The sequence below is a fragment of the Mycobacterium sp. OAS707 genome (assembly GCF_014873705.1).
Lineage (GTDB): Bacteria > Actinomycetota > Actinomycetes > Mycobacteriales > Mycobacteriaceae > Mycobacterium.
Map to the genome: position 1 here is coordinate 199080 of NZ_JADBDS010000005.1, position 18509 is coordinate 217588.

Sequence of the window (18509 nt, forward strand, 5' to 3'; positions counted from 1 at the left end):
AAAGATTCCGCGTGGCTACGACGTCGCGTCGTGCAGCAGCGCGCGGCGGGCCAAGGCCTCTTCCACGAGGTCCGACGCGAAATCCTGTGCAGTCAAAAGGACGTCGTCACGCTTGGCCGCCAGCCACGCATCGCGAAGTCGCGACGCAGCGGCTGGCCGCAGCCGCAGAGTGCGTGGCGCCTTCGAGGAAGCCGCCTCGGCCGGTAGCGGCTGCGGGGCGCTGTACAGCGGACTTACCGAGGCCTGCGGCTGTTCCGTCACTGTGACGACCGGAGCGTCAACGATCTCCTCTACCGGTTCGGGACTCTCCCCGATCCGACGTGTCTGCGCCCCCGCGGTGGAGAGCATGCTGAGAACCGCTGTGGCAGTGTCCTTCTTAGGCATGATGTTTCCCTCGATTCCGTCGGCCCTCATCGACGAGGGACATGACCTCCACAGTGAAGTTGGCATACGCCTCCGCCAAATCAGGGTCGGCGTCCTCGTCGCCGAGCATGACCTGATCGCTGACCATCCGTTCTGCCGCAGTACGTTTCGGGATCATGGTGTTGAACATCGGCAGGCGGTCACCCTGTAACGCCTTGAGCGTTTCGCGGCTCACCAATGTTCGCGACTCGTACTTCGTCAACAGCACACCGAGGAATGTCGCCGAAAGCACTTGGTGCTGACGCAAAGTGGCCGACCACTCGAGGAACATGTTCACCCCTCTCCTGCCCCATTTGCTGGCGTCGGTCGGCACGATCAACCAGTCCGCGGCGTTGAGCGCGGTGATCACCAACTGCCCAAGATTCGGTGACAGGTCGAGGACGATCGCGTCGTAGTCCTGATAGATCGGCTGCAACGTCATCGCGAGCTGTTCTTCGCGGCGGTGCATGGTGACGAGTTCCTGGTCGAGCTTGGCCACCGCGAGCGTGGACGGAACCAAGTCGAGATTGTTCAGCCGCGTCGGGCGGATCACCTTGCTGACCGGCGTTCCTTCCCGGATGAGGTCGTAGATGTCGAACTCCACGTCGTCTTCGGGATCGAACATGGTCGTCGAGTTGCCCTGCGGGTCGCAGTCCACGAGAAGGGTGCGCCAATTGCCCCGCGCCAGGCCGGCGGCGAGGTTCACCGCGGTAAAGGACTTGCCCACCCCACCTTTGTGATTGGCGATCGCGATTACTTCCGCTTTCACAGCAGTCACTCCTTTAACTTGAGTTACACGAATTAGACCAGGGTGATTCGGCGTTGGAGCGACGCCATCACGGCGTGTTGGGGTGATGTGATCGCCTTGTGATGTGATCGCCGGGCGATCCGGTGAGGCCGTGATGGCGCCACCGGGCGATCGCATCACCGGATGATCGGATCAGTCGGCCACCCAATCACCCAGCGACGAGATGACTTGGTGACCCGGTCACCGAGCGATCGGATGATCCGAACACGTCGCAACTTCATCACGCAGTCACGTGGTGACGAGATGATGCTGTGATGTGGTCACCGCGTGACCGTATGACCACGTGATCGAATCGCGCCGTGATGAGGTGATCCCATAACGCAGTGGCGTTGTGATCGTGTGTTGGGATCACCGAGTGGCGGCGTGACGCAATCACGCTGTGCCGCAATGATTGTGCGACTCGGTGAGCCGATGACCGAATCACGCTGTCACACAGCTACCGTGCGACGGGATGACGGGATCACGCAGTGACCGTGTGATCCTGCGACGACCTGGCCGATCGCTGCGGCGCCGACTCGGTTGCGTCATTGCACGATCATCGATGAATTTTCACAGTGTCACGGTGACGAAATCGGGCGGTACCGTCGGGAGCCTTCGGATCCCGAGTAATAGAACGATGCAACGCCGTTTCGAGCGCTGCGATGGGGGAGCGCACCCGGCGGACGTGACTGCTGCCGGTCCGACACCCCGACGTACGCTGAACCGGTGGTCGACATGCCGGTCACCGTCGTCGAATACGACCCTCATTGCCCCAGCCAATTCGCCGAGCAGCGGGACCAGCTGACGCACCTTCTTAAACCCTGGCTCGGCGCACCGGTCGAGCATGTCGGATCGACGTCGGTGCCCGGGCTAGCCGCCAAGCCAGTCATCGACATCCTCGCTCCAGTCACCGCGCTGGCCGAGGCACGCGCGGCGGTGTCGGTTCTGGAGAACGACCGATGGCTCTACTGGCCGACGGACCCGAACGGACGTTGGCGGCTATGGATGCTCCGGCGCCGTCCCGAAGCGCGAACGCACCATCTTTATCTAGCCCAGCGCGACGATCCCCATGTCGCTGAACTGCGGGTGTTTCGAGACGCACTGCGTGCAAACCGTGGCCTACGCGATCAAAACGGGGCGCTGAAACGACGTTTGGCCAATGCCTTTCGTGACGACCGCGAGGCCTACACCCGAGCCAAGACCCTTTTCATCGACAGCACGTTGCGTGCAGGCGGCGTCGATCCGCTACCTCGACCAGGGCTGCAATGAAAGCGTGCCGATCCGCGACAACAGGGGTTGGGAATCCGTGACGGGCGCCGACGTTGACGTCCGAACCAAGGCAGGCGTCGTGCGCGGCAGGTGGGAGAGCGGCGTTGCGGTGTTCCGCGGGATCCCCTACGCCGAGCCGCCATTCGGCCTGCGACGGTTCGCGGCGCCTGTGCCGGTAATGCCCTGGGACGGCGTTCGCGAGGCCATCACGTTCGGCCCACCGGTACCGCAGGCCGGTCACAGCGGCGCGGTGATGTCTTCGGTGTCTGGAACCGCGGCAGACGGCTCGGGCGACTGTCTGACGCTTAATGTCTGGTCGCCCGTCCTGGGAGCCGCGGGGCTGCCCGTGCTGGTGTGGATCCACGGCGGCAGGTACCTGCAAGGCAGTTCTGCCAACCCGCACCACGACGGCGCAATGCTCGCCGCCCGCGGCGTGGTCGTCGTGAGCATGAACTACCGCGTTGGCGCTGAAGGCTTCGCGCATATCCACGGAGCGCCGGACAATCGCGGCATCCTCGACCAGGTCGCCGCCTTGCGGTGGGTCCAAGACAACATCGCTGCGCTCGGGGGAGAGCCGAACACGGTCACCGTCTTTGGCCAATCCGCCGGCGCCGGCTCCGTCGCTGCCCTACTCGCAATGCCGATGGCAACCGGACTGTTCCGGCGGGCAATAGCCCAAAGCGTTCCCGGAACGTTCTTCTCGCCGGACCTGGCGTCCACGGTGTCCGAAGCGATCGCCGCAGAACTCGGGGCGCGACCGGCCGCGCACGAGCTCGCGCGTATCTCACCGCATACGCTGATCGAAGCCACCGAGTCGGTGCTCCAAAAGATGCCCGAATTCGTCGAGGCGTGGGGGCCGATGGCGCTGACACCCACGCCGTTCTCGCCGATCGTGGACGGGGAAATCATCGTGGAGGTGCCCTGGCGCGCGCTCGCGACAGGCGCCGCACGCGACATCGAGCTACTCGTCGGCCACACCCGCGACGAGTACTCGCTCTTCAACCCCTACCGCGGAGTAGAGATGCCCGAGGAGCAAGTGTCCGCCAGGCTCGACCAACTCGCGCTGGCCATCCGCGGCGACGCTTACCGCACCGAATACCCCGACGCGAACGCGAGCCAACGATATGAAATTCTCAACTCCGACTGGCTGTTTCGAATGCCGACTCTTCAACTCGCCGACGCCCAGCACAGCGGCGGCGGCCGCGCCTGGATGTATGAGTTGTGCTGGAGCTTCAACCGAGACGAGGGCGCCTCACACAGTTTGGATCTGCTGCTCGTGTTCGGAACGCTCAGCATCGAGGACGTGCGCAACCACGCGTCCGCCCTGGCGAACGCCGCGGAGGAGCTGCGGAGAGTTTCTGACCGGATGCGCAGCGACTGGGTGCGCTTTGCGACTTCCGGCGACCCCGGATGGCCGCGCTATCACCCGGACACCGGGACCACTCGGGTGTACGCCTCGGAGTTGCTTACCGGGCCCTACCCGGAGGAGGGCTCGCGCCGGATCTGGCGCGAGCACGACTTCGGCATCCTCGACCTACCAGGACACGCCCCACGCCAAGAAACCGCTGACAAGAAGCCCTCCGCTTGACGCCTCTGCCCTGGAATCTGGGCAACGGCACCCCGCCCAGCCGGCACGCAGGCGACGTGAATCTGTTTGCCACTTTACCGCGGTAAAGATTTGACGGCGCGAATCCACAGGTTGCGTCGTCAGTAGAGGCGGAAAACGGTGAATCGCCACTTTGCTAGCGAGTACCCAAATGCTAGGCCGGGAGCCGTGCCGTGGCCTTCGCGCCCAGTTCGGCGAACTGGCTGCGCAGGTTGTCGGCGCGGGCCAGGAGCGTGTGCACCGTGTACGGGCGCGTGCTGTCTAGTTCGAGAACCGCGGGCGCGGTGCGCAACTCGGAGGCCGCAAGGCCCAGGATCACCATCGTCGAGGAGGTGAACTGGTCGTCGCGGCCGTCGATCTCGAGTTCGTCGACCCATTCGCGTTCGTCGATCTCGAATCGGTCCGCCTGCTGCACGAAGCCGTTGATGACGTTCATCAGCTCGTCGCGACGGGCGTGGAACCACGCCTCCTCGGTCGGCATGCGGGCCTGGCGCTCGCGTTCGGTTTGGCGCGCTGCGCGGCTGATCTTCTCGTCGGGCCGGTCGTAGCGCAGCAGGGCCTCGAGCCGGTCGATGCGATCGATCAGGCCCTGCTTGCCGACGCCGACTTGCGCGCCGATCTGAGACAGAAACAGGCCGCGATCGCGGCCGGCCTTCAGAAAATACAACTCACGGCGACGGTCTTCCCACCACAGCCAGTTGTTGAGGGTCAGGGCGTCGCAGACATCGGCCTGCAGCACCCAGCGGGGGATATCCGGGCCGCTGAATCTGCGTAGATAGTCGAGTACTTCGCGGGGGTCGGAAGCGGCTGAATCGGGCAACAATTCGAGGTGTCGATCGTCGATTTTAGCCCTGCGACGTGCGATTCTAGTGATGGCAGTGGCCACCTCCGAGCGATGCACCTTGGGCCGGGTAGCCACCCTGTCAGTATTTCACTGACGGATAGAACGGGCTCGTTGCGACGCGCCGGCCTTTCCGGGACACCAGCCGAATCTAGAGTCGCTGCAGCGCATTTCATCCGCGTCGATGCGACGGGAGCGACGCCGCCCAGTCGCTGACCGTGAACGTAACTGGCATGCACCGTGATTCGCGACCTCGCCGGCAGAGCCCGATCAATGGCGGGTGCGGCTCGATGCTCGCTGGCCTCCCATTCTTTACCGCGGTAAAGAATGGAACCGTTCAAATCTTTACCGCGGTAAAGATCGTCAGACCTGGCTGTGGCCTCGGCGCACCGACAACCGGTGTGCCTCCACGCTTTTCGCCCAGCGTGTCGGCGCGAGAGATTAAGCGCATCACCGTAGACTGCAGCTGTCTCATCCGAAGTACCTCGCTAGGCGAGGGAAGCATACGGAAAGGCCATATCAATGGCTGTTAACGTCGTTCTCAATCAGAAGGGCGGCGTTGGTAAAAGCACCATCACCGTCAACCTTGCCGCCGTCACGGCTGATGTTCTCACCCACCGCGACGATCCGAACGCGAGCTCACCGGTGGCAGCAGTCTCCATTGACCCGCAGGGGTCCGCGATTTGGTGGGCGTCGCGCGTCAACGACCTGCCGTTCCACGTTGTACAGGCGGACAACGATGACCTCGACGCGCTCAAGCGCCTCGGTGAATTGCCGGGCATTCAGCATGTCTATGTCGACACTCCGGGTTGGATCGAATTGGCCAGTGGCGACGACGTCTCTGACCCACTAGGCCAAGGACCGGCCGCAGAGGCCCTGCGGGTTGTTCTCGACGTCGCCGACCGTGTCATCGTTCCGATGGAGACTGAACCGCTGAGCTTCGACCCGACCGCGCGGACCATTAACAAAGTTATTCGGCCTCGCGGGATCCCGTACATCGTGGTCATCAACAACTGGGAGACTCGCGACGGTCAGCGCGACCTCGAGGAGACCAAGGAGTTCGTCAGGGGCAACGGATGGCCGTTGGCGCACACCGTGATCCGTCACTACAAGCTGCATGCGCGCGCCAGTGCTGACGGCCAGGTCGTGACCGAGTACGCGACCAACGGGGTTTCGTTGCGGGCGCGCGAAGACTTCTACCGGCTCGCGCTCGAACTCAACGTCGGAGGAGTCAGCTGATGGCCCGCGGAGGACGGACCAACCTCGCCGCCCTAGTCACCGGCGTCGGCGATCAGTCGCCGGTTGATCAACTGGTCAGCGGGGCATCCACTCGCACCGCACCGTTGTCTGATCTGACACCGAATCCGCGGAACCCCCGCGAGGATCTCGGGGACCTGTCGAACCTGGAGTCGATCGCTGACATGCAGCTGCAGCCGGCGGTTGTGGTCACCAAAGGCGCATACCTCAAGTTATATCCCGAGGACCGCATCACCACCCGCTTCGTCGTCATCAACGGATGCCGGCGCTTGGCGGCCGCGCACAAGTTCGGCCGCACCGATCTGGACATCGTTGTCAACGACGAAATCGCCCGGGACCGCGTCACTCTCATCTCGGCATCGATCGCCGAAAACGTCGACCGCCAAGACTTCGACGTCATCGAAGAAGCGAAGGCGGTCGCAGCGCTCGTCAAAGAATGTGGCAGCGCCAACGAGGCAGCCAGCCGGCTGCACAAGCACGAGACATGGGTGTCGCAGCGGCGTGCGCTGCTGCAACTGGCGCCCGAATTGCAAAGAGCTTTGCGCAGAGGCGAATTGGCGATCAGGGAAGCCCGCCAGCTGGCGCGTGTTCCGCACGAGCAACAGGTCGCGCGGTGGCAAGCCGCTCTCGACAAGAAGAACGACAGCAGCGAGAACGACGGCGCAACTGGCAAGCGACCGCCGAACCCCTCGCGCATAATCGTCAGCGCCCTAAAGGAATTCGACTCGAAGCCACAGTTGCTCGCTGACGCGTTGCGATCACACCTTGGCCCCGACGGTGTCAAGACGTTGCTCGCCGCACTGGCCGACGAAGCGGCTGCGGTCTAACGACACACTCCGGCGTCACGTGACGATTGGCGGCCGTGTAGCCGCAGTCTGGTCGTGCAACGGCGAAACCGCTGCGTGCGGCGAGAACCGCTGCTAGCGCCGTTCTTCTGTCTCGGGTCCGGGAGAAACGGCGGCATGCAGGAGGTGCCCACCTCCCTGATCAGCGCCGGCGGCGACCCCAAAGATCCGCGCACGAATGTCGTTGCTCGCGAGATCGTCGACGCTGGCGAATCCCGTCGCCGCGAGCAGATGGTGCAGCTCTTCAGGCTCGATCGGATCCTGGAGTGGCTCTCCGATAGCTGCGGTGCGCGTACGCAGTCGTTCCCGTGTCTGCACCACAACGTCTGACTCGTTGCGGAGACGTGCCGCGTAGTCGAAGACCACCTCTGCGCCGGTCACGGATGCGATTCCGCGAAGCGTCGCCGTGACCGCGGACCGCGTTAAGTACGGAACAACACCCAGCCACATGAAGAACGCCGGTTGCCCGCGATCAAAGCCGTGACGTGTCAGCGCGTCGATGAAGTCCTCACGTTCGAAATCGACCGCCACATACACGACGTCGCGGGGGAGGGCGATGCCCGATTCCTGCAGCCGCCGACGCTTCCAATCGGCGGTGTCGGGGTGGTCAACCTCAAATGTGACCAAGCCCGGGTAGGGGTTTCGATATGCGAAGGTGTCCAAACCGGCGCCCAGGACGGCGAGTTGGCGTGTCCCGCGATCGACGGCAGACGAAAGACAATCCTCGGCGAAGCGGTGCCGGGCCGCGATGAACAGACGAAGGCGCCTGGCGTGCGGGTCGTTTCGGGTCGCCGTCACCGTTTGTTCGGGATGCTCCTCACCCAAGATCTGCCACGCCAAAGGGTCGGCGAAGATGCGGCCGTCCTCCAATACCTGATGGACAGCGCGGTGTCGCGCCGCCGCCAAGGCGGTCTGGCTGGGTTGTCCGCTGCGCACCAGCCAACGATACGAACGCACGAGGTGGCCCGCGAGCCATCGACGCCCGTGCTGGACTTACCGATCGGCCAGGTCGCCGATGTTGCCCGGCGTCATGAATTGGCCCAGCGCGTCGAGGTAACGGCTCGCGATCGCGCGATACTTTTCGGAGGCGTCGTTGACGGCCTTGTCGGCGTCGAGCAATTCCTGTTGGGCGGCGATCAATAGCCGGTTGGCCTCCGACAGCGACACGATCTGGGCGCGCAGTTCGTCGACCACCGTGTCGGATGCCGGGGGAGGGGCGGCGCCCGCCGCTGCACCCGGCAGCGCATCGGCGTAGACGTACCAACGCAGGCGTTCGGGGCGCGGAATCGCACCGCCGCGAATCTCGCCGGCCTCGATCGCGCGTTTGACCGTGCGCGGATCCTTGCCCAGTCGGGTGGCAGCCTCCTTCAACGACACCACAGGTCCTTCTGGTGCCGTTTCAACGCCGGGTGGTGGTTGCTTAGGCTGCGTCATCCTCGATCCGGTCGGGCGCGGACCGTGCGTGGGGTCCGTAGAAGCATTATGCTCCTAAATAACGGCAAAATAGCGACATGCGGAGATTCGATTACGACAGATGCCGCTAATTAAGGACATCGATGTCGTAAACTAGCAGCACGCGCACCGCCGCGCAGATCATCACGACGGCGCCAGAGGAGTGAACATGAGCCGTGGGACCGAGACCCGCAAGCTCACGGAGGGTGTGTACGTGCGCTTCAGCCCCGCCGACTACGACGCCCTGCGCTCGGAGGCGGAGCGCCGCGACGTCAGCATCGCCCAGCTGCTCCGCGAGGAGACGCTTGCCGCGTGCCGCGCCGGCGACGAGGTCAGCGTCGCGTAACCCCGCGCGATGTCGTCACAATTGACAGGTCGGTGCGGCATATTGCAAACGTGCGCCGCCTGACTCGCCTCGTTCTTGCCGTCGCGACGGTGGCTGGCGCATCTCTGATTCCGGCAATCGATCAACCGTCGGCGCACGCCGATCCGATCGCGACGACGGCCACGGTGCTGAAGGTGGTCGACGGTGACACCGTCGACATCGTCGACGACGTCCGGGGTCGGCTGCGCATCCGCCTGTTGGGCATCGACACTCCAGAAACCAAGAAGCCCGGCTACACCGTCGGCTGCTGGGGCCCGGAAGCATCCGAGTTCGCGAAAGCGACTCTGCTCGGACAACGCGTCGCGCTCATCACGGATCCGAGCCAAGGGATGTACGACCGCTATGGGCGCACGTTGGCCTTCCTGGACAAGGCCGACGGGTGGGACTACTCGGTTGAAGCGGTCCGCGCCGGCATGGCCCGTGCGTACGTCTATCACAACAATCCGTCGGCCCGGGCCGACGAGATCGCCGTTGCCGAACAGGAAGCCAAGACCACAGGCCGCGGGCTGTGGGGGCCACCGTGCAACGGCCTGACAGCGTCTGTCCCAAACTGATCGTCGGACGCCTCTTGGAATCCGGACCTGTTGGGGGACAACACGATCGGTGCTGTTTGGACGCTATTGCCTTAAGCGCGGGCGCGTAGGTGTACCCGCGACTCCGATCAACGAGATCACGTCCATGTTCGTGAGTCTGCGGTTTGCGCAAGGGGTTGTCCGACAAAGATTGCTCCACGCATGAGTGAGCGAGGAGGGCAGTGTTAATGATTCCGGTGATGGATCAGAACTTCTAATGTCGACCGCTGACGTAACGCAGCATTATCGGCGTCGCATCCGGTTGGCAGTTGCTCTGCAGTGGAGTGATAGCGGTCCGAAAGCGATGACAGACGGTTTAGAAAGGTGCGACGACATCATTCGAGACGCACGATCGCTCATCTGTGGCCGCTGCGCTGACAAAGGCAACCGTGTGTCCACGGTTAGGCACCGCAAAGCCCTTGACTGTCACGGAATCCGGTACCTCTTGGGCACAAGGTGACTGGCTTACCGGTGGGGTCGGTGATCGTCGCATAACCATCGGGTCGCAACGTAAAGGTGAAGGCTTCGCCGCTGTAGCGGTTTAGCCATTGAGTGGCGGTATCGCCGTGCGACTCCATCTCAGTCGTCAGAACGATCATGGCTGTGCTGGAGGTCATCGCCGACCATGTGGCGGACCAGGACGTGCCGTTGGCCACTCCGGACCACACCGCATAGTGGGCGCTCCCGTCTGGCGCGAGGGTGACAGACGTTGCGTGTTGGCCCCACTCGCCGTAGAACCCCGCGGTCGATATCGCGGGCGTGGTTGTGGTTGGGGGTGACTCAGCCGGCTGCGCCGGGGCAGCCCCGGGAGCTGGCGTAAACGGCGAACTGACCGTGGACGCTGACACCGGACTGGATGTTGATGGTGCGGTTGTGTCGGGGGCAGTCGGAGACTGCCACGGTCGCCAGAGCACAAGCGTTATCGCCAGCGCCACGATCGCGGCTGTCGCGGCAGCGGCTAGCCATCGGTGACGAGTACTTCGATTTGATGCCGTAGCGGTCTTCGGCTGGGGTGCTGGCTTCGCAGTGGCTTTCGGGGCGGTTGCGGTCGGTGCGGAGGCCGCATGGGCATCGGCCGAAGTGGCCCCCTTCAACGCGCGCGCGAAGTCCGCGCAGTGTTCGTATCGGTCGGCGGGATGCTTGGACAGCGCTCGAGCGAGCACTGGATCCAGCGCCCCGAGTCCGGGACGTTTGGCCGCCAAGGATGGAGGGTCGGCGTTCAGATGGCGGCTGATCACTACTGCCGGATTGGACTGCGGGAACAGCTGCTCACCGGTGAGCAGGTGGTAGGCGGTCGCCGCCAATCCGTACTGGTCGGCGCGCCCATCAATATCCTCACCCATCAACTGCTCTGGCGCGGCGTAAGCGACTGTGCCGACGGTCATGTTGGTCGTGGTCAAACCGCTGACCTCGCCCAAGGGGCGCGCGATGCCGAAGTCGGCCAGCAAGATTCGGCGGTCCTCCTCGCCGGCTGCATCATGCTCGGCGAGCATGATGTTCGCAGGCTTGACGTCGCGATGCAGCAGACCGCGCTTGTGCGCGTGGTCCAATGCCGCGGCAACAGCCGTCACAATCGTGATCACCTCATCGACGGGCATCCCCGTGGGTGAGTCAGCGAGTCGCTGGCCAGCGTCAATGCCGTCGACAAACTCCATTGCAATCCACAGTTGGCCGTTGTGCTCGCCGCGGTCGTAAACAGTGACCACGTTCGGGTGCCATAGGCCGGAGGCCAGGTCGGCTTCGCGTGTGAACCGCTCCCGGAACGTTGAGTCCCTCGATATCGCTGCCGGCAAGACTTTCAGTGCATCGCGCCTCGGCAAACGCGGATGCCGCGCGAGGTACACCTCGCCCATACCGCCGGCGCCCAACGCATCGATAATCGTGTAGTCAGCAAAGTCGTCCCCCGGGGCTAACTGCATCCCCGCATGTTAGCGATGCCCTGGTCCGCAGTCCGCCGAAAAGAGGCTTGTGTGCTTCGGCTCGGAATTGCCCATTGGCGCAGCCTACTGGTGCGTCGGCGTTCGTTCGGCTGCGCGCCGACCTAGAACGAGCAAGGTCAAATCGATCTCAGAAGTGAGACGTTGGGCGCTCGGTGCGCGAACTAGTCGCGTTCATTCAACCTGCGCCACTTAATACATAGCTTCCGAACCTGCGCTGCCACCGCGAACTCCGTGCCAATATTCAAAGTCCACACGCCGACGAACAATGCGCGAACCGGATCGTAGCGATGTCCCCAATCGTCAGTGAGTGCTCGTACGACGACCAGGATGGCCGGTGGGCCACAAGCTAAAACGATGACGACGATAGCGATCAGCAGTGGAATGGCGCGAAAGAACAAGGCTTGCTTGACCTGAGCGATTCGCGGACCTCGATCGGCGAACTTGCCCATGGTAGGCACTTCAGTGGCAGCTGCATCTCGGGATGCCATGCGGAGAAGAGCAATCCGAGGGTCGCAAGCAGCAGGCCGGCCGCGGTGAGGAGGTCTCCGTTGACATCCATCAGAGTCGCGTCGTCAAGGCGGCGTATGTGGATGCTGCGATCTCGTATTCACCTGCAGTGCCTGCCGCCTTCCTGATCTTGGGCAGCGAGCCGTCGTGCCGCGCGACAGTGCCATTGAGCGCTTCGATGATGTTCTCCGAGTCGCACACCAAAGCCACGTATCGGCATCGTCGTCTTTTGTCGCTTGCCCGAAAGCCGCAGCCATCGTGTCGTGGGTGGCCTCACGAAGCTCGTACTGAAACTGCGCACGGACAGCCCGCAGGAGGCTACGGCTCTCCGTCGTGGTCGTCTGAAACAGTGCACTTATTTGACCTTCGGTCGGCAGGGGCCCGCCGAAAGGGTGCTTGATTCAGTAGCGACAGGCGGGAAATTTTGATGTCTTGCCCGCGGCTATCAACGTGTTGGCCCAACATCATTCGCACGTGCTCTTCTTCGGCGGCGGCGACGAATCCCGACAGGCGCTCGTGGAGATCTTCTATAGAGCAGCCGAGCACCGATGCCAGCTGTGTCCGTTCGGCACGCGTGAAGTCATTGGACGTCGCTTCCTCCCGTTGCGGCGCGGATCGTCGGTGGATCTATCCCTCCGCAACCGATTCAAGATCCGCCAGCAGCGTCCGCCCGAACTCACTGATGCCAGTGATGCCGAGCGTGTCCGCGTAAGTGATGGAAAAGAGCCCGTTGCCGCGCTGCTCGGAACCTTGCCGCACGACGCCGGTCCGGGCCAGCGCCGCCAAGACTGGATAGGGGATTGCCCTTAGCGCGCCTTGGAGGACGTCGTCGTTAAGGCCGGGGTCTTTCTGGTTCGCCATGTCGGCTTCACGAATCCGCACGAGCGCTCGGATGTGCGGCCGATCAAGCTCCCTCAGCGCGGAAACGATAAGCAGCGCTTCATCGATGGGCTCGCTGCTCGTCATGGCCACCGCCACGACCTGGGCGAGATAGACCCGCTTTCTCAGGTCTGCGGAGGACATCGATGTCTGCGTGCTGGACCACAAGATTTCGCTGCGCTCGTCGTCGGTCTGGATGATGTTCAACAGCTCGTCGCTGCCGACCTGCCCGGCAATAAAGGCGACGTGCTCCGTGCCCTTCCGGCGTCGTTTATCCACCAGCCGCTCGATGGCCGCCGCGCCTTCCTGCAGTCCAGGCGCGCCCATGGACGCGAGCAGAATCTCGACACCGCCTACGGAGAGGGCGCTGACGGCTGCTTCGAACGGGGAGGGCTCCAGCTCTTCGGTCACGGTGGCGATGGTAGTTGGCGGGGTGCAGAGACTCGGCGTCGTCGATTCATGTTTGATCTGTGCGTTCCCGCTGTGTGGCTAATGATTTCCGCAAATGCCTCAGGCGCGGGATAAGGGGGCCGATGCATTCGAAAGAGCGGCTGCGGTTGTATCGGAATGAACCGAGAAGCGGGTCGGAGCCAGTGCCTACCATCGAATGATGGAGCACGAGCATCACCAGTGGCTGGCGGACGTGAATAGGTTGATTGTCGAAGCCTACGAGCGGGACGCGGAGATGGCGCGCCACCCGAAGAACATCCAACGCGTTGGCCACCGTGCGGAATCGCATTGGGAGGAACTGCTGAGGGAGTGGCTTCCCCCGCAGTACGGAACCGGCACCAGGAAGTACATTTTGTTGGAGAAGGAACACGGGCCGTCGGTCACGAAAGAGACCGATCTCGTTGTCTTCCATCCTCATTACCCAGAGAAGCTACGAGATAAGTCGTCGGTGCTAGCTTCCGGCGTGGCGGCAGCATTTAGTTGCAAACGAACGGTCGACCGCGACGCGATAAAGGAAGCTTACGAAGACGCCGACACGCTTCGGCGCGGAATGACCATCCGCGACGGCACGCCGCGCCAGTACCTTGCGCCGCCGGTATTCTTTGGACTGCTCGGTGGCTCCCATGGCTGGAAGACCGCCGACGATCCGAAGCAGAAGATAAAAGCCATCCTCGACGAGTTCGACGAAGGGGTTGAAGAGCCGCGACTAGGTCTCGACATGATGTGCGTAGCGGATCTCGGGTATTGGGTTCGATCAACATCGATCTTCCCTGAGAAGTACATGAAGCAGCAGTCTGAGCAGGTCGCGGAAATCCTCGGTACGGAAGCACTCGTCTTATCAGCCATGCGTCATAGGTACGACGACCCGCAACCACTAGCCCCAGTCACCAACTTCATCGGTTCCCTCTGGGGCACGCTCGCCCTAAACGATAAGTCGCTGACCCCCCTCGCGGATGGGTTCCGTATTACGAACACCTATCCCACCAGCGGCCAGCTTGCCTTCAAACGCTGGAAGCTCGCGGAGCTTGTGACTCCGTTCATGGTCGACAATGTACGCAGGGGATTTATACCCAACTCCGATTGGCAGTATCTGTACTAGCAATGGTTGCATCCCGACATGCATGGGTTTCGAACAGCCCCAAATATGTTCGGCGCGTAGATTGACTTCAATCCCCTTGTGGGTCTTCGTCGACAGCCAGCCCGCGAATACGCGTGCGACGAATGCGGCGGCTGAAGCTCGGAACACAACAGCCATGCCTACAACCGCTTCATCTTGCGCCGATACGTGTTGGTCGCGACAGCCACTCCGCGATTTGTCGCCGACCAGTTGCCGGGACTGCCGACTGTTGCCGGTATGTCGGCGCCTGCTGTCTAGGTCGCCGACGGCGAGCAACGCAGCAAGTCGGCCCTGATCGCAGGCACCAGGTTCCGTGAGGTCTCTAGATTCATCGAAACGCCCGATGACCAAACCTGTCGCCATAGGGCTGACGGCAGACGCCGAAGCAGTCAGGGAGCTGGCTCAAGACATTGGCAAATTGCAACGGTCACGTCCGCTCGGCGAAGTCGATACGCGTAAGCCCCTTTGGTGGGCTCAATCGCTCACGACGTCCGTTGGGCATCAGTGCTTGGCGACAAGTTTTAAGTAGCCGCGAATATGGTTGGGAGGCATGACGGGTCCCCGCGGGTCTTGGCCGGACAACGCGAACTCTGGGTCGACGGTCTCGATGTACTCGCGGTATTTGCCTTCGACTCTGCCGCCGGGGCGAGGACTCAACAGTCCCTGCTGCACGTCCGCGGGCAACCCGTTCCACCATTCATCGAGTGCCAACTTCAGTTGCTGTAGGTCTTCGATCTGTTCCAGAGACAGGTGCTCAGGTTCCTGGATGTTGCCTACCTGGTCGGCAGGGTTTAGAACGCCGGTACCCGGACCGCCAGCCAGACGGTTAGTGACTTGCGCTGACAGCTCGCGACGGGGGTCCTCGAATAGGTCCTTGATTTCGTAGGGATTCAGCGGACTCAGCCACGTCGGCAGCTCCAGTTCCTGCATACTCAGCGACATTACGCTTGGCCCGTTCGCCGGGTCCGCGACGTGGTATCCGGCAGTTGCGGGACGAGAGCGAGCACTAGTGCCCTCGACGTCCGAGATGTTCCGAGCTTTCGACAAGGCAATCGCTGTAGACGAAGAATCCGTAGATCGAGGGATCGGACGCATCGTTGAATGCGCTCGAGCTATGAACGCGAAGTATTACTCGGAAGGTACCAGCGTGACCGACACGGTCACGGAGTTGGGATCATTGGCAAAAAAGACCGGCATTCGTCCACTGGCCGATGTGGACGTTCTGTTCCGTATGCCGCCTGGTACCTACTCGCGGTTCAACGACTACACCGGCAATGGTCAGTCCGCGCTGCTGCAGGAAGTTCGAGAAGTGTTGAGGCAGCGGTACCCACGCACGGAAATAAGGGGAGACGGGCCCGTGGTAGTCGTGTCTTTCTCCGACCAGCCCGCGGTGGAAGTTGTACCGGGTGTGCTTGTCGCCGACGGAAGCAACATTCTGTATGCGGAAGCATGGGTACCTGTAACTCGCGATGGCGGAGAATGGGAAAGAGCTGACTATGGAGCAGAACTCGGCGCATTGGACGCCGCTGACGGGCCCCTGGGCGGCCAACTCCGGCGCTTGATCCGATACATGAAAGCGTGGCGCCGTCATTGCGATACCGAGCTCAAATCGATCGTCCTGGAACTCATGGCCGTCGACTTCGCCAAGACGTGGAGCGATGAACGGTCTTCGTTCACGTTTGACGACTGGCTCGTCCGTGATTTCCTCCGGTACATGGTCAACAACTACACAACAACTTATCGTCTCCCCGGCACGGCCAAGACCATCGAAACTGGATACGGCTGGTACATAGAGGCGTTGGAGGACGCCGCGGAAGCGTGCCGCCACGATCCTGACGATGTGTTGTACCGGCATTACTGGCGAAAGGTTCTCGGCGATGACTTCGGCAAATGACCCGTTTCTAGCGGAGATCCGGCAAACGTTCGGTCGTTGCGTAGTGACGCAGAAGACCCATGAGAAGGACGCGGAGCGCAAGGTGCGGCAGAGTTTATGGCTGACGTGGACCAACGTCGTCGTCATTACGGTCACGTTGGCCGCAACACTTGTTGCATTCCTAATCCACGGAGTTGCCGCTCAATTGGTCTCGATCATCTCGGCAGTCGTAGCGTTCGCCTTCGCGACGGCCCAGCTCAGCTTTCAACCTCAGCGAGAGGCGGCGGAGCATCGCAGCAGCGCCAAAGCCTTCCTCGCGATTCGAGATGATTTCGGTCGGCTCATTGCCGATGAAAAGTGTGGCAGTACGCCCGACGAGCTTCGTAATAGACGAAACGTACTGGCCGACCGTCTGAACGACCTGTATGCCCACGCGCCACAGACTTCGCCGAAGGCTTATGCGAAGGCTTGTGAAGTGCTCGCCAAGAACGAACAGCTGGCATTCAGTGATGAGGAGCTAGACCGGATGCTTCCCCCACAACTGCGCTGACATTCCGCACTAGACGAGTAGGGATGAAGCAGCTTCATGGATACTGGCGGTTGTTCATGACCTTTCTCTTAGATATGTTGCGGGACAGCATCTTTAATTGACCGATCTGCCGGATGGGCATGTTTCACGGCGACAAATTGAGCCTCCAATGCCGAACGAACTGATCGATCGCATTGCTGCTGCGACACAGGCAGCTTGAAGTGCAAACCTTGATCAGCCCAATCGGATCCGCGTTGCCTAATGCATGAGTATCGAGAGAAGAACCTGATTGGCGGCACCCTGAACCCCACCGACGCGACGTCCGGACTAACTACTGCACAACCGTGTGGTTCTAGGATCCGCCACGAATATGAGAAAAACGCGTCCGCCATTTTGATGAGAATCCTGCAAATCCGCAGCTAGAAGGTTCGCTATCCGCCACGCAGCTTGAGAACCTACAGTGGCCAAGACGCAGGACAAATCGGCCCCGCTAAACGGCACGTACCTTGGACTGGACGGGCTGTGTGTACACACAGTCCAATCTGGTCAACGGTGTAGACAGCAGACGTGGCAGTCCATGCTGGTGCCGCCGGGATGTTGATCACCGTCACACGCGGACGATGATGTTCTGCATGAGCGCGACGGTGATCGCGAGAACGGTGATGAATGCGTAACAGCCCAGCGCCAATGCCGCTGTCTCTCGCCACAATCCGGATTTGGTGGGTGGCGGGAGGAAGAACTCTGCGGGCATGTCCTTCATGTTCTTGCGGTTGAAATCGCGGGGCATTCTGTGGGCCTCTTCGTCAGGGAACATACGGGCTGTCCGCGCCCAGCACGGCGCGGAGGATCAGAAGTGGGCCGACGAGGAAGCCGGCGAAGGTGATCTGGAACCCGACGAACCATGCGCCGAGCCGCATCAGCTCGAATTTCCACCGCGCAATGGTCACCTCGTAGTTGAGCATCGCATCGAACTCTTCCGTCTCGGTCAGCGCGGCCGACTGGGCCGCCACTGCGACAGCGCCTGATCGATTCACCGAAGCTGGTTCGCGCGCAGGCACTTTGGCTCGAATGAACCGCTCAAGCCCACAGAACCTTTCCAAGTGGTTGAGGCCGCGGATTGGCGGCTTACCCGCCCAATACGCGATCAGGTTCGGCCAGGTGCACATGATGCCGATGGTCCACAGCAACGTGATTCGACCGCCGCTATCCCACTCGAGCACGGGGCCGATGCCCGGGTCGTACGTCCACCAGCCCAGCGCGGTCGCGGTCCCCTCGACCACGAAGTCCCACACATAGTTGACGGGAATAGCCAGCACGATCATCGATTTGAGCATGCTCCAGCCGAACCGAGCGGACACCCACTGACTGAGCCATAGCACCAGCAGGGCATGCGCACCCCAGTACACGGCGTACGCGAAGGGCATGAACAGCGGGTCGTGGGGCGTCTTCAGCGGCAGCCAGTCCAGCAGATGATGCTCGGCAAACGCGGGACTGTAAAAGAGCATCTGGCCCCAGTCGCCTGCGGTCTCCATCCAGTACACCGCCATGCTGTTGAACAGAAACAGGAAACCCCAGGTCATACGGCGCCGACGTACAACATCGGCGATCGCGAGCAGGATGAAGACGCTTCCCGCGATCGGAATCACCCAGTCGAAGAACCACACCCCGATCGGATCCGCGGTGGCCGGAGGGATCAGGTCTTGCGTTGCGAGAACCATCGCACCTCTCCGCGGCCGGACTTTAGTGAAGTAACCTTCACTAAATTGGATTGTGTTGTCAACCCCCGGGGGTGCTTGTG

Annotated in this window: 21 protein-coding genes; 9 read left to right on the plus strand and 12 right to left on the minus strand. The window is 62.1% G+C overall.

The annotated features are described in order from the left end of the window. Positions 1-15 precede the first annotated feature (15 nt). Together GGC64_RS29490 and GGC64_RS29495 are read right to left on the minus strand one after the other, a co-directional pair. Positions 16-384: a hypothetical protein gene (locus tag GGC64_RS29490; protein ID WP_225952636.1), complete on the minus strand. Its 369-nt coding sequence runs from the start codon at positions 382-384 to the stop codon at positions 16-18. After that, the gene (locus GGC64_RS29495) at positions 377-1171 is read right to left on the minus strand and encodes a ParA family protein (RefSeq protein WP_192726142.1); all 795 of its coding nucleotides are present in this window, start codon (positions 1169-1171) and stop codon (positions 377-379) included. The genes GGC64_RS29490 and GGC64_RS29495 overlap by 8 nt, the downstream gene beginning before the upstream one ends. A 753-nt stretch (positions 1172-1924) precedes the next feature. On the opposite strand from GGC64_RS29495, the gene GGC64_RS29500 reads away from it, so the two are divergent. Next, positions 1925-2458 (plus strand): GrpB family protein, encoded by a 534-nt coding sequence (locus GGC64_RS29500; RefSeq protein ID WP_192726461.1) that lies wholly within the window; start codon positions 1925-1927, stop codon positions 2456-2458. Further along, entirely contained in the window at positions 2415-4046 is a 1632-nt protein-coding gene (locus GGC64_RS29505; RefSeq protein ID WP_370582400.1) for a carboxylesterase/lipase family protein, read from the plus strand. The genes GGC64_RS29500 and GGC64_RS29505 overlap by 44 nt, the downstream gene beginning before the upstream one ends. A gap of 172 nt (positions 4047-4218) precedes the next feature. On the opposite strand, the gene GGC64_RS29510 is transcribed toward GGC64_RS29505, so the two are convergent. Further along, positions 4219-4983 carry a hypothetical protein gene (locus GGC64_RS29510; protein ID WP_192726144.1) on the minus strand — a complete coding sequence of 255 codons (765 nt, stop codon included), beginning with the start codon at positions 4981-4983 and terminating at the stop codon, positions 4219-4221. Between the two features lie 444 nt (positions 4984-5427). Here GGC64_RS29510 and GGC64_RS29515 point away from each other — a divergent pair, with 444 nt between their 5' ends. Together GGC64_RS29515 and GGC64_RS29520 are read left to right on the plus strand one after the other, a co-directional pair. Then, positions 5428-6144 carry a ParA family protein gene (locus GGC64_RS29515; RefSeq protein ID WP_192726145.1) on the plus strand — a complete coding sequence of 239 codons (717 nt, stop codon included), beginning with the start codon at positions 5428-5430 and terminating at the stop codon, positions 6142-6144. Beyond that, positions 6144-6989 (plus strand): ParB N-terminal domain-containing protein, encoded by an 846-nt coding sequence (locus GGC64_RS29520; RefSeq protein WP_192726146.1) that lies wholly within the window; start codon positions 6144-6146, stop codon positions 6987-6989. Before GGC64_RS29515 ends, GGC64_RS29520 begins: the two co-directional genes overlap by 1 nt. A gap of 93 nt (positions 6990-7082) precedes the next feature. Here GGC64_RS29520 and GGC64_RS29525 read toward each other — a convergent pair whose 3' ends face one another. Together GGC64_RS29525 and GGC64_RS29530 are read right to left on the minus strand one after the other, a co-directional pair. After that, positions 7083-7943, minus strand: a complete 861-nt coding sequence (locus GGC64_RS29525) for an SAM-dependent methyltransferase (protein ID WP_192726147.1) — start codon at positions 7941-7943, stop codon at positions 7083-7085. 57 nt (positions 7944-8000) lie between these two features. Further along, positions 8001-8441 carry a hypothetical protein gene (locus GGC64_RS29530; RefSeq protein WP_192726148.1) on the minus strand — a complete coding sequence of 147 codons (441 nt, stop codon included), beginning with the start codon at positions 8439-8441 and terminating at the stop codon, positions 8001-8003. Between the two features lie 187 nt (positions 8442-8628). Here GGC64_RS29530 and GGC64_RS29535 point away from each other — a divergent pair, with 187 nt between their 5' ends. Next, the gene (locus GGC64_RS29535) at positions 8629-8805 is read left to right on the plus strand and encodes a hypothetical protein (protein WP_192726149.1); all 177 of its coding nucleotides are present in this window, start codon (positions 8629-8631) and stop codon (positions 8803-8805) included. Positions 8806-8855: 50 nt separating this feature from the next. After that, the gene (locus GGC64_RS29540) at positions 8856-9398 is read left to right on the plus strand and encodes a thermonuclease family protein (RefSeq protein ID WP_370582401.1); all 543 of its coding nucleotides are present in this window, start codon (positions 8856-8858) and stop codon (positions 9396-9398) included. Between the two features lie 419 nt (positions 9399-9817). Here GGC64_RS29540 and GGC64_RS29545 read toward each other — a convergent pair whose 3' ends face one another. The 4 genes from GGC64_RS29545 to GGC64_RS29560 all read right to left on the minus strand — a co-directional run bounded on the left by GGC64_RS29545 (position 9818) and on the right by GGC64_RS29560 (position 13153). Then, positions 9818-11335: a serine/threonine-protein kinase gene (locus tag GGC64_RS29545; RefSeq protein ID WP_192726151.1), complete on the minus strand. Its 1518-nt coding sequence runs from the start codon at positions 11333-11335 to the stop codon at positions 9818-9820. Between the two features lie 182 nt (positions 11336-11517). Next, positions 11518-11805, minus strand: a complete 288-nt coding sequence (locus tag GGC64_RS29550) for a hypothetical protein (RefSeq protein ID WP_192726152.1) — start codon at positions 11803-11805, stop codon at positions 11518-11520. Between the two features lie 109 nt (positions 11806-11914). Continuing rightward, positions 11915-12073 (minus strand): hypothetical protein, encoded by a 159-nt coding sequence (locus GGC64_RS29555; RefSeq protein ID WP_192726153.1) that lies wholly within the window; start codon positions 12071-12073, stop codon positions 11915-11917. 417 nt (positions 12074-12490) lie between these two features. Further along, positions 12491-13153, minus strand: a complete 663-nt coding sequence (locus GGC64_RS29560; protein ID WP_192726154.1) for a hypothetical protein — start codon at positions 13151-13153, stop codon at positions 12491-12493. A gap of 199 nt (positions 13154-13352) precedes the next feature. Here GGC64_RS29560 and GGC64_RS29565 point away from each other — a divergent pair, with 199 nt between their 5' ends. Next, positions 13353-14291 (plus strand): DUF6602 domain-containing protein, encoded by a 939-nt coding sequence (locus tag GGC64_RS29565; RefSeq protein ID WP_192726155.1) that lies wholly within the window; start codon positions 13353-13355, stop codon positions 14289-14291. 519 nt (positions 14292-14810) lie between these two features. Here the strand turns inward: GGC64_RS29565 and GGC64_RS29570 are convergent. Further along, entirely contained in the window at positions 14811-15239 is a 429-nt protein-coding gene (locus tag GGC64_RS29570; RefSeq protein WP_192726156.1) for a hypothetical protein, read from the minus strand. A gap of 97 nt (positions 15240-15336) precedes the next feature. Between GGC64_RS29570 and GGC64_RS29575 the strand changes: the two genes are divergently transcribed. After that, on the plus strand, positions 15337-16203 hold the full coding sequence (locus GGC64_RS29575) for a hypothetical protein (RefSeq protein ID WP_225952693.1): 867 nt from the start codon (positions 15337-15339) through the stop codon (positions 16201-16203). Beyond that, positions 16187-16732, plus strand: coding sequence for an SLATT domain-containing protein (locus GGC64_RS29580; RefSeq protein ID WP_192726158.1), 546 nt, complete (start codon positions 16187-16189; stop codon positions 16730-16732). Before GGC64_RS29575 ends, GGC64_RS29580 begins: the two co-directional genes overlap by 17 nt. Positions 16733-17318: 586 nt before the next feature. On the opposite strand, the gene GGC64_RS29585 is transcribed toward GGC64_RS29580, so the two are convergent. Both GGC64_RS29585 and GGC64_RS29590 read right to left on the minus strand, forming a co-directional pair. After that, positions 17319-17498: a hypothetical protein gene (locus GGC64_RS29585; protein WP_192726505.1), complete on the minus strand. Its 180-nt coding sequence runs from the start codon at positions 17496-17498 to the stop codon at positions 17319-17321. 16 nt (positions 17499-17514) lie between these two features. Next, positions 17515-18429 (minus strand): spirocyclase AveC family protein, encoded by a 915-nt coding sequence (locus GGC64_RS29590; protein ID WP_192726159.1) that lies wholly within the window; start codon positions 18427-18429, stop codon positions 17515-17517. Between the last annotated feature and the right edge of the window lie 80 nt (positions 18430-18509).